Annotated in this window: 9 protein-coding genes; 5 read left to right on the top strand and 4 right to left on the bottom strand. The window is 62.6% G+C overall.

The annotated features are described in order from the left end of the window. Nucleotides 1–7: 7 nt before the first annotated feature. From NCS02_RS23145 to NCS02_RS23130, 4 genes are all read right to left on the bottom strand, one after another. Nucleotides 8–1,330: a replication protein O gene (locus tag NCS02_RS23145; protein ID WP_250503427.1), complete on the bottom strand. Its 1,323-nt coding sequence runs from the start codon at nt 1,328–1,330 to the stop codon at nt 8–10. 317 nt (nt 1,331–1,647) lie between these two features. Continuing rightward, entirely contained in the window at nt 1,648–2,619 is a 972-nt protein-coding gene (locus tag NCS02_RS23140) for a ParB/RepB/Spo0J family partition protein (RefSeq protein ID WP_008347132.1), read from the bottom strand. Next, nucleotides 2,620–3,798, bottom strand: coding sequence for a ParA family protein (locus NCS02_RS23135; protein WP_250503426.1), 1,179 nt, complete (start codon nt 3,796–3,798; stop codon nt 2,620–2,622). A gap of 172 nt (nt 3,799–3,970) precedes the next feature. Continuing rightward, on the bottom strand, nt 3,971–5,902 hold the full coding sequence (locus NCS02_RS23130) for a site-specific integrase (protein WP_250520005.1): 1,932 nt from the start codon (nt 5,900–5,902) through the stop codon (nt 3,971–3,973). Between the two features lie 247 nt (nt 5,903–6,149). On the opposite strand from NCS02_RS23130, the gene NCS02_RS23125 reads away from it, so the two are divergent. The 5 genes from NCS02_RS23125 to NCS02_RS23105 all read left to right on the top strand — a co-directional run. Beyond that, nucleotides 6,150–7,493 carry an Nramp family divalent metal transporter gene (locus NCS02_RS23125; protein ID WP_250458105.1) on the top strand — a complete coding sequence of 448 codons (1,344 nt, stop codon included), beginning with the start codon at nt 6,150–6,152 and terminating at the stop codon, nt 7,491–7,493. A 37-nt stretch (nt 7,494–7,530) separates the two neighbouring features. After that, nucleotides 7,531–8,694, top strand: coding sequence for an alpha/beta fold hydrolase (locus tag NCS02_RS23120; protein WP_250503424.1), 1,164 nt, complete (start codon nt 7,531–7,533; stop codon nt 8,692–8,694). A 157-nt stretch (nt 8,695–8,851) separates the two neighbouring features. After that, nucleotides 8,852–12,511 carry an autotransporter outer membrane beta-barrel domain-containing protein gene (locus NCS02_RS23115; protein WP_250523304.1) on the top strand — a complete coding sequence of 1,220 codons (3,660 nt, stop codon included), beginning with the start codon at nt 8,852–8,854 and terminating at the stop codon, nt 12,509–12,511. A gap of 43 nt (nt 12,512–12,554) precedes the next feature. Then, nucleotides 12,555–14,861 carry a cytochrome P450/oxidoreductase gene (locus NCS02_RS23110; RefSeq protein WP_250503422.1) on the top strand — a complete coding sequence of 769 codons (2,307 nt, stop codon included), beginning with the start codon at nt 12,555–12,557 and terminating at the stop codon, nt 14,859–14,861. Nucleotides 14,862–15,765: 904 nt separating this feature from the next. Then, nucleotides 15,766–15,929, top strand: a 164-nt coding sequence (locus tag NCS02_RS23105; protein WP_502800870.1) for a thiolase family protein, incomplete at its 3' end; no start/stop codon positions are given.

Genomic DNA, 15,929 nt, shown 5'->3' with positions numbered 1-15,929 from the left:
CGCCCGTTCAGCACGAACTCGTACCCGCTGAATCGCGAAAATTGGTTGATGGCGCCGCACGGCGCACCGCCTGCAAAAGCGAACTCAAAGGGGCGATAGCGGACTTGTCCTTCAGCATTGGTCGCGCCACGTCCCTTGGTTTCGCAGATGGGGTCCCGCCCACGCTCTTCAAGCGGAGAAGCGCTTTGATGTCGCTCAGGCGCGCTTCGGATTTGCGCTGGAGGTCGGTCGGGACTGCGGCTAGAGGCGTCGGGAAATCGACGTGAGAGCCGAAGCGATCTTTGTCGTCGAGCAGGATGTGACCTGCCTCAAAGGCCGCAACGAAATCTTTCTGCCATGTGCCCGCATGGACGCGCGGATGCGGCTCGTCGCGATGACAGATCACGATGGAACGGGCGTCGTCGGAGACGCGGTAGCGGCGCAAGCCGTCACGGCTGACGAATGACCGGCCGGCCAAACCGCCTACAACTTCATCTGTGCGCGCAGAAGTCGTTCGCTCGATTTGCTGCTGCACGTGGGCTTCGCGCTGGCTTCGCGCCCGATAGGCGAAGTCGACCGGGACTCGCAGAAGGGTGCGAAGGTAGCTGATCGGATGCGTTGCGCGTTGCAAGGGTGCCCAACTTGCTTCGACGACATCGGAGAGAAGCTTGCCGTGGGCTTTCGCTTCTCGCATCAGTTTGAAGATCAGGAATTCACGAAATCCCAGAGGCACGAGGCGTTGGAGATCGGCGGGAAGTCGTCCTGGTTGTCTCTTTTGAGTATTTGGGAGTAGATCCTTATATATAGCACCGTCTGCCACGGTGACAGACGGATGGCCGTCAGAAAAGCCGGCTTGTGCGTCTGACGCGCTCTCCCGATGTTGAGCGGGCTGCGTAGTGGTCGCATCGGCTACGTCAACGAGTCCGAGCAAAGCGGCTGCCTTCTGCGTCAGGTGGATATATGCGCGACCAAACAGGCCGGCAGCGCCATAGCGGGTCTGAGGCGGCCGGATGATAAACCCGGCGCCCTCGAGGTCGTCCATGCTGCGATAGAAGGTCCGCATGGATTGCTGGGCCCGGCCCGTGAGCAGTTCGCGCCGCGCGAAGATGGGTGCGAACGGACGAGATGCGTCGACTGTGCGGGCCAAGGCGGCGAGCAGGGCACGCGCGCGTGCAGGTAGCGCCGTCGTGTGCGTGGCTCGATGAGCGGCCCGGAAAATGACCCAAGGCAGATTCGAACGATCACAAGCGTACTCATCGAGAGCTTCTTGATCGGCTACCGCTGAAGACGGTTCAGAGTTTTTTGGGCGAGAAAGAGCCTCGCCTGCAACGGAAAGTTGCGCGATACGCATGTCAAGTACGTCCATTTCGAAAAATGGAAGACAAATGCTTGACTGCTAATCGCGTTCCGCTAAACTTCGAGTTGCGTACTCGTGACCCGATTGGCGTCGGGAAGCGGACCGGGCGATAAGCAGTTAAGCCCGATATTCAAAAGCCTTCGGTTGGCGCCGAAGGCTTTTGTCTTTGTGGAACTTGTTCGTTACATAGCACCCTCAGGTTTGCCACTACGCTAAGTCTCTGATTTGCAAAGAGGTTCTACTAGGTTCAGTGTCAACGACTTTCCGGTTCTCGTTAAGTCATTGATTTAAAAGAAAACTCTAGTAGAGCCTCAGTCTTGCTCCGATTCACTTAGTGTCTTGTTGATGAAGTCAGCAATGCGCTGTCCCCATTGCTCTGCGTCGCCCGCGTCCTTCTCGAAGAAACGAACTCCCACCACACCATTTCGCGTGGACACTTCGCAGACCTTCCTGCGGCCCGCTCGGACCACTGTTGCGCTTGGAGTCACTGCGCGCGGCTTTTCCGCGACGAGGGCGACCGCCTTGTCCTGCGTAAAATTCTCGTCTTCGACCAACCGTCGGACGGCTTCGACGACCTTTTCCGCCTTGCCGGCTTCTGTTAGCGCCGCGAGCTTTTGCGCGGCATTGCTGCCGAGTCGCTCTGGCTTTTCGGCGAGTGCGGCTTTGGCTGCCTCTGGAAGGGCGTCGAATGAGAAGATTCGCGTGACGTGACTCTTGCTCAATCCGGCGCTTTCAGAAATTTCCGTGCGCGAGAGTCCGCTCAATTCCTGCAATCGTTTGAAGTTCCAATACTTCTCGAAATCCGTAAGCGATGGCGATAGCAGGTTCGAGAAGAACGCCGCGAACTCGATTTCCCCTTCTTCGATCGACGCAACGTTGGCGCGTATCGTCGATCGTCCGAGTTCCCGGTATGCAGCGACGCGGTTATGTCCCGCAACGATCTCGTAACGAGCATCCGGCAAAGCGCGCACCAGAATAGGCGTGGCGAGCGCGTGTTGCGCGAGATTGCTCTTCAACTCCTGGAACTGCTCGGCCGTGAGTTTGCGACGCCGTCCGCTGACTTCCACGAGCGCATCGAGCGGCACTTCGAGCGCCGCTCGTTCCTCGAGTTGCGACTCAAGTTCTTTGATGCGCGCCTGCGCCGTATTGATGCGATGCTGCGCATCCATCAACCGACCGGGAGACGTACGCGGTTCCGTGCTGACTGGACGCGCTTGCGTTCCTTCTGTGGGCTTACTGCCGATGTTCGCTGTCTTGGCGAGGAGTCTGTCCCCGATGCCCATTTAATCCTCCGTCTGATTCCACGCGCGGGCGAACTGCGCGTCGAGATGCTCGGCGAGCCGGTCGAGCGGCTCTTTGAATCGGTTGTAAGCGGCCGTGCTGCCGTCCGGCTTCGACAAGTCATATACCGTCGACAATTGCGCCGACGCACCTTTTGGTACGGTCGACTCCGGAATCTCGAAAGGCAGGACGCGATCGCCGTATGCTTTCTGAAGCCAACCGCGCACAACACGCGACACGTCATCCGACTTGGCTTTAGTCAGAATCACATTCACGAAGTCGAAGCGCTTTTGCTCGAGCACGCCCGGCAGCTTCTTGGCGATATCCGCAAAGAGATGCCAGAACTGTGTCGAGCTTGCGAAATCCAGCGCCTCGGGCGGGCAGGGCAGCAGAATCGCATCCGACGCGAGCAGCGCGTTGATGGTGAGATAGCTGAGCGCCGGAGGCGTGTCGATGACGACCGCGTCGTACTCTTCCGTCAGCGGCATGAGGCCTTTGCGGACGATTTCCCAGAATTCGAACGTGCTGTCGTTCAGCACCTTGGCGGGAATCTCGAACTCCGCATCGAAGAGCGATGACGAAGCCGGGATGAGATCCAAGTTATGCCAGTACGTTTCCTGCACTGCATAGTGCAACGTCTGCTGATCGCCGTAGATCAGCGGAAGAAGGGTCTGATCGTCCGAGATTTCGGCGTCGGGCGCCCAGCCGCATAGCTGTGTCGTCGTGCCCTGCGGATCGCAGTCGATGACCAGCACTCTGCGGCCGAGCAGCGTCAGGGCCTGTGCGGCCGAGACGGCGGTTGTGGTCTTGGCGACGCCACCTTTGAAGTTCGCGACGGTCACGATCCGCCCGCGCTTGCCTTCAGGCCGGCGGGGGCGTTCTTTCGTCGCGCGGACCCATGTGAGCGCTTCTTCGAGCGTGAATTCCTTGCTGCGGCCCGCGCCCTTGGACGTGCCCGCTGGCAGCTCGCCCTTGGTCGTCAGGTACTGGAACCGCTGCTTGTCGATGCCGCAGAGCGACGCGACCTGCGCGCTCGTGAATGTTGGCGCGCTCTTGCGCGGATACGGCTCCAACATTGCATCGCGGATCTGATTGAGAATGTCAGTGGCTTGGGCGGCCACCCCCAAGAGCGTTTCGATCGAAACGGATTGATCGACTTCGGGAAGCCGAGCGCTTAGCATGGAATTCGCAGTCACTGGCGGGCCTGGGTAAGCAAATAATTCTTCGGTTTGTGGAAAACAAGCTGCAAACCGAAGAATAAACGGCGAACCGGTAAACCTCAAGTAAACTCTGAAGTACTTGATCGCCCGCAGCGGACATTTTTACAACGCTCGACGCTCGTGTAAACGCGAATTAGGACCGATCCGAAGGTTTTCGCGTTAACGAGATGCCGCGAATCAACTTCTCGATGCCAAGGAAACGCCCCGCGTCTTCGTTTTCCAGATACAGAGCGGTGGTCGAAACATCGGAATGGCCGAGTCCGGCGCTGACCTCGCGCAGATCCGCGCCGTGTCCGAGCGCGTGCGTCGAATGTGTGTGGCGCAGCCAATGCGTGCTCGCGCGAGTCAGGTGCCTGCCAGCGCCGGGCGCATGAGATTCCATCAATGCGGCCGCGTTCGAGAAAATCGTCTTGAAAATTTTCCCGATGCCGTCGGGCGTCAATGACTGTCCGCCGCGCGCCTGCGCGAGTATTGGCGTGCCTTCGGCGCAATCCAACGGGCGCGGCAGTCCGCGCATCGCCAGGTTTTCGATGAGCGTTTCGACGACGATCGGCGGCAAAAGCACCGACCGCGTCGCGCCGCGGCCGCCATCGACGGCAAGCCGCCAGACCACGCCGTCCACGCCGGAAAGACGCCCGGCGCTGAGCGCGTCGGTGGTTGCGAATGCGAGTTCGGCCCGTCGCAGGCCCGTGGCGTACGCGAGAAGCAGCGCCAATTTGTCGCGATGCTCGGCGAACGAGTATTCGGTCCGTTCGACCGATTGCAACACGCATTTCCACTGCGTCAGATCGAGCGACCGCGTCGCCGAATCGAATACCGGCGGCGTCGCGACACGCGCAAATCCGGCAAACGGATTGGCCGCCAGATAACCTTCGCCGACGAGCCACTCGCACATGGCGCCCAATATCGACCGGGCCGTTTCGCGGCTGCGATCGGAAAGCGGGCCGGCAAAAGGGCGCCAGTCGGCAAAACAACGCTCAGGGCGACCCTTCGCGATCCAGCGCGCCGCCGGCTGCGGATCCGCGAGAAAAACACCGACGTACTCGGCGCAATCGGCTGCATCGAGAGACGAAATCGGCTTGCCTTTCTCGATCAACGCCCACAGCAGCAGGCGTTCCGCCTCCCGCCGATAGGCACGCCGCGTGTGCGTACTGTTTGACCGGGCCTCTAGCCAAGCGGTGATCGCGCGGATGTCCGTATCGAATCGCGGGTGCGCGTGCGCCCGATTCGACCCTTTCGATCCGTCGAGCGCCAGCGGAACCCGCAACGTTTCAAGGGGAGAAATGGCGATCGAGTCGCTTGCGTCGACGTCCGCGCTTTGCGTCGACACGACGTCTCCGGGCTGCCACTGGCGCCGAGGCACGAGCGCGGCCGGCGAAAGCGTGTGCCGGAGTGCCTCGGCGTGGAGTTGCAGCCAGTCGACCACGCGTTGCGCGCCTTTTCGACCGAGCCGTGGCACGGCCGTATACCACCGATGCCGTCGCCGCTCGATGAGTTCGATGACATCCGCGAGCGTCGAAAGTCCGGCGGCAGTCAATCGCGCGGCGACGGCCGGCTCGAACCAGCCATCGACCGGATGATCCGGACGTGGATCCTGTGCGAGCGACGCCTCCATGCGCGCGAGCGCGTCCGCCTGCCGGCGACGCAATCGGGCGTTACGCGCCGCGCGCCGATCGAGAGCAGGCGAGCTCTCGGGCGGATAAGCCTCCTCGTAAAGCGCGAGCAGTTCCGATTCGCCGTACACGCCGTCCGGATCGATTTTTTCGCGGAACGCGTCGAGCGGCGGGGCGACGGCGGCGGGCGGCGGCTCGAACAGCGGGATGCTGCCGGGACGAAGCCGCAGCAGGTGAGCCGCGTCCGTGTCCAGTGCGCGGCGTGCGAGAACGGAAAGCGTGTCGCGCAGCGCCTCGATCAGCCGTCGAGTCGAGCGTACATCGGCGCTGGAATCGCCATACGATGCATGCAACTGTGCTTCGGAAACGCCGTCGAGATAACCGCGATAAAGCGCGAAGTGTTGACGCGTGAGACGGCTCGGCGCATTCGCCTGCCCCGAGTTATCTGCCAAGCGCTCTCTGGAGCGTCCTGTGTCGGCTGGCATTTATCCTTACGTTTCAGTGATTTGGGCCGAGGTTAGCAACCGACTTCGAATTTGACAAGAGAAATCGCTACATCTGATAAGTCCGATTATCAGACGCGAAGCGCAGGGCTACGGCATCTGTAACCAACGCCCGTCCGATGCGCTTGAATGTTCACTCGCCGCGGCGCATATTTTCACAACATCCACAGCAGGTTTCCGCAGGAGAAACGAGCCGATGCTTGATCCTGTACGCCCCGCTTCGAAACCGCCCGAGCAGGACGACGCGTTCCGCCCGAGCCTCCCCGAGGTGTACGCGTCGGTTCATGTGCCCGAAACCGGCCGATGGATTCGGCGCTTCCTCGCGTTCGCGGGTCCCGGCTACATGATTTCGGTCGGCTATATGGACCCGGGCAACTGGGCAACCGACATCGCTGGCGGCTCGCGCTTCGGCTACACCTTGCTCGCCGTCATCCTGTTGTCGAACCTGATGGCGATTCTGCTTCAGGCGCTCGCCGTCCGACTGGGCGTCGCGACCGGGCGCGATCTGGCGCAAGCCTGTCGCGATCATTATCCGAAGCCGGTGAACTTCGCCCTGTGGCTCGCGTGCGAAGCGGCGATCGTCGCGTGCGATCTGGCCGAAGTGATCGGCACCGCGATCGCGCTGCAACTGCTCTTCGGCATCCCGCTGATCGCGGGCGCGCTCCTCACCGCGCTCGATGCCTTCCTTCTGCTGCTTCTCATCAACAAAGGCTTCCGTCTGCTGGAAGCCTTCGTCATCGCGCTTCTGGTCGTGATCGCGAGCTGCTTCGCGTTGCAGATCGCCGCTGCCGCGCCGCCGTTCGCCGAAGTCCTGCGCGGCTTCATCCCGTCGCCGCGCATCGTCGCCGATCGCGAAATGCTGTATGTCGCCATCGGCATCCTCGGCGCGACGGTCATGCCGCACAACCTTTACCTGCATTCGTCGATCGTGCAGACGCGCGCGTATGGCAAGTCCGTCACGGCCCGGCGCGCTGCGATTCGCTGGGCGACGATTGACAGCACCATCGCGCTGACGCTCGCGCTTTTCATCAACGCGGCGATCCTGATCGTCGCCGCCGCGGTGTTTCACGCGAACGGTCATGACGAGGTCGCGGAAATCGGCGATGCGTTCCGCCTGCTTTCGCCGCTCCTCGGCTTGAGCATCGCATCGACGCTCTTCGCGGTGGCATTGCTCGCGTCGGGCCTGAACTCGACCGTGACCGCGACGCTCGCCGGCCAGATCGTGATGGAAGGTTTTCTGCGCCTGCGCATACCGAACTGGGCGCGGCGTCTCATCACGCGCGCGATCGCCATCGTTCCCGTGATCGTCGTGACGGCGATCTACGGCGAAAAGGGCACCGGCCAGTTGCTCGTGCTGAGCCAGGTCATTTTGTCGATGCAACTGCCATTCGCCGTCATTCCGCTGGTGCGCTTCGTATCGGACCGGCGAAAAATGGGCGTCTTCGCGATTTCGCGCTGGACGAGCGCGCTGGCGTGGCTCGTCGCGGCCGTGATCGTCGCGCTCAACGTGAAGCTGCTCGCGGACACGCTGACGTCGTAAGCGCAAGAACAACTTCTATATATAAGGAGACGCAGATATGAGCGGCAGCTTCATCGACATCACGCTTCGCGACGGCACGATCATTCCGGCTTACGTCACGCAGCCCGCGAAAGGTTCGGGACCGGGCATCGTGTTGCTGCACGACGCGGCCGGCCTCGACGAATTCGTCATGCGCTCCGCCGATCTGTACGCCGAAGAAGGGTACGTCGTGATCGCGCCGCAACTTCCCGGGCACGATCCGCGACCCGGCGGTATCGCCGCGGACAATTTCGCGGCGCTCGTCGATGCCCTGCGCGCGTTGCCGCAGCACGCCGGCAAAGTGGGCGTGATCGGGTACGGGCGCGGCGGCCGCTTCGCGACGCGCATCGCCGCGCAGGCCGACGTCGATTGCGCCGCCTGCTACTACGCGGACGATTTCAGCGCCTGTCTCGCCGATATCCCGACGATCCGCTGCCCGATGGTCTTCCACTTCGCCGAACGCGCGGCGCACGATGCGCGCGAAGTCGAGCCGGCGCTCACGGGCAGACCGCACATCGAACGCTATGTTTATCCGGGCGCGTCGGCGGGCTTCATCGTTTCGGATTCCGCGCACTACGACAAACCCGCCGCGCTGATGGCGTACTCACGCACGCTTTCGATGTTGCGCAAGGTGCTCGGTCCGCACTTCGATCTGAATCACTTGTGGGAGCAGCACTGCTATTTCGAATTCGCCACGCGCGACGTCGACGCCGTCATGCCGACGATGGTCGCCGAGCCATACGTGAACCACGTCCCGACGATGACAGGCGGCGTTGGGCACGATCAGTTGAAGCGTTTCTATCGATATCACTTCGTCCACTCGAATCCCGCCGATACGAAGCTGATTCCGGTATCGCGCACGATCGGCGCGGATCGCGTCGTCGACGAATTCGTGTTCTGTGCGACGCATAGTTGCGAAATCGACTGGCTGCTGCCCGGCCTCGCGCCGACGGGAAAATACTTCGAGGTTCCGATGCTAGCCGTTATCCGCTTTCGCGGCGACAAGCTCTACAACGAGCATATCTACTGGGATCAGGCTTCGGTGCTGGTGCAGATCGGTGTGCTGAACCCCGAAGGGCTGCCGGTCGCGGGCCGGCGAACGGCCGAAAAGCTGATCGACGAAACATTGCCGAGCAACGCGTTGATGCCCAATTGGGCATCGAGCGAGGGCAAGCCCATCTGAAGCGGCAAGCGATCAAGCGGACATTGCTGACGCGCAATGCGTGGACTACTCTGAGCAAAAACGTTGACGAGAAGCAGCAATCAGCGGGCCGATCATCGTCGCAACGATGCGAAGCACTGCTGATAAAAATGAAATCGTCAGCGGAGCCGGAGAACCCATGCGCCGCTTTTCGCTTCCGATGCGATCGACGCCGCTCGCTCATGCGTTATCGCTTGCGTTCGGCGTGTCCTGTCTCGTTCGCGTGGCGCCCGCTGTCGCCGGGTGCGACAGGACTGCGCCGCAGTCCAATCAGACCGCGACTTGCGATACACGCTCGCCCAATCCTTCGAACGTATCGGTCATCGCGGTGCCGGGCAGCGTCAACGTGACGATCAATGTGTTGACGGGCGTCGAACTGGACATTGCCGGCAACGGGCTATTCGTGCGCAACACCAGCACGGCGACCAACGAGGGCACGTTGCAAATCACAGGTGACGGTTCCGACGCCATGACGTCGCAAAGCGCGACGACCGGGCGCAACACGCTCGTCAATCGCGGCGCGATCTTCACGGTCGGCACGAATTCGGAAGCGATGTTCAACAACGCCGCCGCCGTCACGATGCGCAACGAGGCAGGCGGCACGCTCACGACGAGCGGTGCAAGCGCTTCGGCTATGAACGACTTCGCCAGTCCGGGCGGCGGCACGTTGGTCAACGATGGCGCGATCGCGACGAGCGGGGCGGGTTCTCATGGCATGGCGGCGCGAACCAGCGGCGACACGCTCGTGAACAATGGCGCCATCACGACGACCGGCGCGAGCGCAAACGGCATGTTCGTGGCCGGTACACCGGGCCAGAACGTCGTGACCAACAACGGCACCATCGACGTGTCGGGCAACAACGCGTCCGGCATCGTTTCGCAGGATGCGACGCCCGGCGCGATCACCAACACAGGATCGATCGTCGCGCGTGGCGCGGGCGGGGCGGGCGTGTCGCTCGCGAATGCGGCGTCCGTCACGAATGCGGCGGGCGCGAGCATCGTCAGCCAGCAGGCGGGCGGCATCGTCGCGAATCGGGGCGGCGCGATCGACAACGCCGGCACGATTCAGGGCGCGACCGGCGTGACGATTGCCAATGGCGCAGAAACGATCGGCAACAGCGGCGCGATTCGCGGCACGAGCGCGGAGGCGATTGCCGCGACCGGCAAGATCAACGTGTCGATCATCAATAGCGGGACGATTGCGGGGGGCGCGGGCGTCGCCGTACGCACCGATACCGGTAACGATACTTTCGACATGAACGGCGGCGTCGTCACCGGACAGATTCGCCAGGGCGACGGCGCCGACACCGCCACGATGACAGGCGGACAGATCGATTCCATCGATCAGGGCGACGGGCGCGACACGTTCTCGATATCGGGCGGGCGCGTGCTTGGCACGCTCGCGAACGGCGACGTCGTGAAGATCACTGGCGGGCGCCTCGCAACGGTGGATTTGAATGTCGGAAACAACGTGTTCGACATGTCGGGTGGACAGGTCGACGGCAACGTGACCGCCGCGCAGAACGACGACACGTTCACGCTGTCGGGCGGGACGATCGGCGGACGCGTCGATCTCGGCAGCGGCACGAACTCGCTGGCGATCGCGGGCGGCTCGATCGGGCAAGGAGTGACGACGACTTTCGGCGTCGATACGCTGACCTGGAGCGGCGGCACGATCGCCGGGCCGGTGTCGCTCGGCGCGGGCAACGATTCGGCGGTGATCCGCAATCTGAACGACGCGACGCTCGCCGCGACCACGAGCTTCGATGGCGGTGCGGGCAGCGATTCGCTCACGTTCGACAACGTGCAGGCAAGCGGCCTCGCGCGCTTTTCGAATTGGGAGACGGTGAACGCGTCGAACAATACGCAACTCACATTCGACGCGAAAGGTCTGACGCTCGGCGATGCCGCGACCGGAACCGGCGCGCTCAATCTCGACGCGACGAGCACGATTTTCGCGGGCGGCATCGGACGCACGTCGATACAGCCGGCGATCGCGGGGCGACTTGTCGCGCTGAACAACGCGGGCACGATCGATCTGACGAACGGCGGTTCGAGCACGAGCGATGCGTTCGTGGTGAACGGCAACTACACCGGCAACGACGGACGGCTTCTCGTGCAGAGCGTGCTCGGCGCGGACGGCGCGCCGAGCGACCGGCTCGTGATCGCACAAGGCGCGGGTGCGGGAACGACGTCGATCGGCGTGACGAATGTCGGCGGCATCGGCGGGCTGACGGTGAACGACGGCATTCTGGTCGTGCAGGCGACGAACGGGGCGACGACGTCGGCGGGGGCGTTTTCGCTCGCACATCCGCTGGAGGTGGGCGCTTACAGGTATTTCCTGTTCAAGGGCGGTGTGAGTGACGGAACGGCGGACAACTGGTATCTGCGTTCGAGCGTGCCGCCCGCGCCTGCTGTGCCTGTGCCTGTGCCTGTGCCTGTGCCGACGCCGACGCCGGTGCCAACGCCAACGCCAACGCCAACGCCAACGTCAACACCGACGCCAACACCAACACCAACACCAACACCAACACCAACGCCAACGCCAACGCCAACGCCAACGCCAACGCCGACGCCAACGCCAACGCCAACGCCAACGCCAACGCCAACGCCAACGCCAACGCCAACGCCAACGCCGACGCCGACGCCGACGCCGACACCAACGCCAACGCCAACGCCAACGCCGCCGTCCCCACCAACACTGACGCCGGCTCCGACGCCCACGCCCACGCCAAGTCCAACACCGACGCCAACGCCAGCCCCAACGCCCGAACCCATACCAACCGCCGCCGCGGGTACACCACCGCTGCCGCCGCCACCGCCGCCCGGCGCGGCGCCGATCCCGCTCTATCGGATGGAAGTGCCCGTCTACGCAGAGCTGTCGCCGATCGTCCGCGAACTCGCGATCCAGCAGATCGGCACATTCCACGAACGTCAGGGCGACCAGTCGCTGCTGACGGAAACCGGCGCGCTGCCCGCCGCGTGGTCGCGCGTTTGGGGCGGCCACGCGACCCAGCACAACAGCGGCGCGGCCGATCCCGAATTCAGCGGCGGCATCGGCGGCCTGCAGGTCGGCCACGATATCCATGCCGATGCGACGCCGGCCGGTCATCGAAATCACTACGGCTTCTTCGTCGGCTTCGCGCGCGCGAGCGGCGACGTCGACGGTTTTGCACTCGGCTTTCCGAACTCGAGCGTCGGCCACCTGTCGATCAACGCGTACAGCGCGGGGCTGTACTGGACGCACATCGGCCCGGGCGGCTGGTACACCGACGCCGTGCTGCTCGGCAGTTCGCTCACCGCCGATCCGCAATCGAACCGCGGCGTCGGCGCGACGACGCACGGCAGCGCGTTCGCCGCATCGGTCGAAGCGGGTCTGCCGATTCCGCTATCGGCCCGCCTCGCGATCGAACCGCAAGCGCAACTCATCTGGCAACACGCGAATCTCCACGACATCGACGACGGCATTTCGTCCGTGTCCTTCGACCAAGCGAGCGGCTTCGTCGGCCGGCTCGGCGTGCGCCTCTACGGTCATTTCGATGCGGCCCGCACGACCTTCGAGCCGTATGTGACCGCGAACCTGTGGCGCTACTTCGGCGCGACGGACACCACGACGTTCGCGGGCACGACCGTCATTCCGACGAACGTCTCCGCGACGACCGCGCAATTCGGCGCGGGCATCGTCGCGAAAGTGAGCGCGCGCGGCAGTCTCTTCGCGAACCTCGTCTATTCGACGAACATCGGCGGTTCGCATCGCGATTCCATCGGCGGAGGATTGGGCGTGCGCTGGAAGTGGTGACGCGTTGCATACTGTGGTCACGCGAAAAAAACTGGAGACGAGCATGACCGCTGCGCCGCATTGCCCATTCCACGTCAAAGCACCGAACGGCTGCCCGATCAGCGCGGGCGCGGCCGAGTTCGATCCGTTCGGCGACGGCTATCAGCAAGACCCGCCCGAATACGTGCGATGGGCGCGCGAACAGGAACCGGTGTTCTACAGCCCGAAGCTCGGCTATTGGGTCGTCACGCGCTACGACGACATCAAGGCGATTTTCCGCGACAACATCACGTTCAGTCCGTCGATCGCGCTCGAGAAAATCACGCCGACCGGCCCGGAAGCGAACGCGGTGCTCGCGTCCTACGGATTCGCGCTGAACCGCACGCTCGTCAACGAGGACGAGCCCGCGCACATGCCGCGCCGCCGCGCGCTGATGGATCCGTTCACGCCAGAAGCGCTCGCGCATCACGAGCCGATGGTGCGTGCGCTCGCGCGCGAGTACGTCGATCGCTTCATCGACGATGGCCGCGCCGATCTCGTCGATCAGATGTTGTGGGAAGTGCCGCTCACCGTCGCGCTGCATTTTCTTGGCGTGCCCGAAGAAGACATGGACACGCTGCGCCGCTATTCGATTGCGCACACGGTCAACACATGGGGACGGCCGAAGCCCGAGGAACAGGTCGAAGTCGCGCACGCGGTCGGCAAGTTCTGGCAATACGCGGGCAAGGTGCTCGACAAGATGCGCGAAGATCCGTCCGGTCCCGGCTGGATGCAATACGGCATCCGCAAGCAGAAGGAGCTGCCCGAAGTCGTCACCGACTCTTATCTGCATTCGATGATGATGGCGGGCATCGTCGCCGCGCACGAGACGACGGCCAACGCGACCGCGAACGCGATGAAACTGCTGCTGCAACACCCCGACGCCTGGCGCGACATCTGCGACGACCCGAGCCTGATTCCCAACGCAGTCGAAGAGTGCTTGCGGCATAACGGCTCGGTCGCTGCATGGCGACGGCTCGCGACGAAGGACGTGACGATCGGCGGCATCGAGATCGCGGCGGGATCGAAGCTGTTGATCGTGACGTCGTCGGCGAATCACGATCAACATCAGTTCGCCGATGCCGATCTTTTCGACATCCGCCGCGAAAACGCCAGCGATCAGCTGACGTTCGGCTATGGCGCGCATCAGTGCATGGGCAAGAATCTCGCGCGCATGGAGATGCAGGTTTTTCTCGACGAGCTCACGCGCCGTCTGCCGCACATGCGCCTCGCCGAACAACGCTTCACGTATGTGCCGAACACGTCGTTTCGCGGGCCGGAGCATCTATATGTGGAATGGGATCCGGCGATGAATCCCGAGCGCGCCGATTCATCGGTGCGCGAGCCGCGCGCGGTCGTGCGGATCGGCGAGCCGTCGTCGCATGCGGTGAGCCGCGCGGTGATCGTCGATTCGGTCGAGACATGCGCGGATCGCATCGTGCGCGTGCGGCTCGTGTCGGCGAACGGACGCGATCTGCCGCGCTGGACGGCGGGCTCGCATATCGATGTCGTGTGCGGCGAGACCGGCATCTCGCGCCAGTATTCGCTGTGCGGCGATCCCGCCGACGCCCGCGCGTTCGAAATCGCCGTGCTGCGCGAGAGCGAGAGCCGTGGCGGTTCGGCGTGGGTGCACGAGAACGTGAAGCCGGGCGCGCACTGGCGCATACGCGGCCCGCGCAATCACTTTCGTCTCGACGAGACCGCCAAGAAGCTCGTGCTGATCGCGGGCGGGATCGGCATTACGCCGATCAGCTCCATGGCGCGTCGCGCGCGTTCGCTCGGCATCGACTACGAAGTGCACTACAGCGGACGCTCGCGCGCGTCCATGGCCCTTCTCGATGAAATGCGCGCGCTGCACGGCGAGCGTCTGCGCGCGTACGTCTCGGAAGAGGGTGTGCGCAACCACTTCGCCGCGCTCGCCGTGGAGGAGGGCACGCGCGTCTATGCGTGCGGCCCGGCGCGTATGCTCGACGCGCTCGCCGACACGAGCGCGTCGTGGCCCGAAGACGCGCTTCGAATCGAGCATTTCGAATCGAAGATCGGCACGCTCGATCCGGAAAAGGAACGCGCGTTCGAAGTCGAACTGAAGGATTCCGGCCTCGTCCTGACCGTCCCGGCCGATCAGACACTGCTCACGACGCTCAGACGCGCGAACGTCGATGTTCAGAGCGACTGCGAAGAAGGGCTGTGCGGATCGTGCGAGGTGCGCGTGCTGGAAGGCGAGATCGATCACCGCGACGTGGTGCTGACCCGGGGCGAACGCCAGTCGAACAATCGCATGATGACGTGCTGTTCGCGCGCGAAGGGCAAAAGGCTCGTTCTGGCGCTGTGAAGGTTTGGCCGAACGTCGGGCGGCTTTTGCTGCCGCCCGGCACAATTACTTTTTGTTGACGGATGTCAAAATGCCGCAGCAATTGGCAATCGATTAATGGCTCGCACTTTCATCATGGCGTCATATGTGTCCGAATAACCACGTCGATTAAAGATCGAATGGTTATACCCAGTAGTTAATTCGAATATAACGTTAAAGACGGCGCAAACCTTTTCAATGTAGCGCATGCTTCAAATCCGGGCTTAGGTATTACCTAATTACCTGAATTCGCGCAAAGTGATCATACAACCGCGCAATTTTCACCGTAATATAGGATGATTATTGAACGTGCGTTCGAGTAATTCGCGAATTTCTTACATGAAAGATAAGCGGTTTTTCCGCGATCTAGGGTTTTTACCTACTAATATGAAATTTTTTACGCATGTTTTGCGTTTAGAATTGTTACTAATTTGGTGCGTCGCACAAGCACGCACGACCGAATAACTTCCGATAAACCTTGCTGCACGACTGCGCGAAATTCGCGCGGTGGAATTGCGTCTGCGCGATTTGCGCGGCAAGGCGAAAGAGAAGGGCGGTGCTGAACCTGAGAGATTTTATTAAAGGCCCATATAAATGGACCACGCAATTGGCTGCACGTTTGCCGCATCCCGTTCGGGATTTTCTATGCGGAAGAGACCGCGTCCTTCAGGCGAGGTCATCCCGCAGTCGGCGCGACGCCCTTTGAAAGTCGCTCGCTCAAGCATCGGACGGTCGGACATCGCTCCGCAATCGACGCTGCGCATCAATCGCCCGGGTTCGAATCGAACTCACCGAATCCATTCGTAATGGATGCGTTTCCGAATCGCGTGCATCGCTTCGCAAACGGAAGTCCGTTGACGCTTTCGCAGTTTCACGAGGATAGAAAATGACTGACGTAGTGATCGTATCGGCCGCGCGTACGGCGGTAGGCAAATTCGGCGGCTCGCTCGCGAAAATCGCGGCGCCGGAACTGGGCGCGACGGTCATCAAGGCCGTGCTGGAGCGCGCGGGCGTGAAGCCGGATCAGGTGAGCGAAGTGATCCTGGGCCA

Source organism: Caballeronia sp. NCF2, assembly GCF_023631205.1.
Lineage (GTDB): Bacteria > Pseudomonadota > Gammaproteobacteria > Burkholderiales > Burkholderiaceae > Caballeronia > Caballeronia zhejiangensis.
Note: the sequence above shows the minus strand (reverse complement) of the source record. Positions and strands in the feature narration are given on the sequence as shown.

Coding starts and splice junctions, on each gene's coding strand:
- NCS02_RS23120 (WP_250503424.1), top strand. CDS start 7,531: ATGAGCGGCAGCTTCATCGACATCACGCTTCGCGACGGCACGATCATT.
- NCS02_RS23125 (WP_250458105.1), top strand. CDS start 6,150: ATGCTTGATCCTGTACGCCCCGCTTCGAAACCGCCCGAGCAGGACGAC.
- NCS02_RS23145 (WP_250503427.1), bottom strand. CDS start 1,330: ATGCGTATCGCGCAACTTTCCGTTGCAGGCGAGGCTCTTTCTCGCCCA.
- NCS02_RS23140 (WP_008347132.1), bottom strand. CDS start 2,619: ATGGGCATCGGGGACAGACTCCTCGCCAAGACAGCGAACATCGGCAGT.
- NCS02_RS23115 (WP_250523304.1), top strand. CDS start 8,852: ATGCGCCGCTTTTCGCTTCCGATGCGATCGACGCCGCTCGCTCATGCG.
- NCS02_RS23135 (WP_250503426.1), bottom strand. CDS start 3,798: ATGCTAAGCGCTCGGCTTCCCGAAGTCGATCAATCCGTTTCGATCGAA.
- NCS02_RS23110 (WP_250503422.1), top strand. CDS start 12,555: ATGACCGCTGCGCCGCATTGCCCATTCCACGTCAAAGCACCGAACGGC.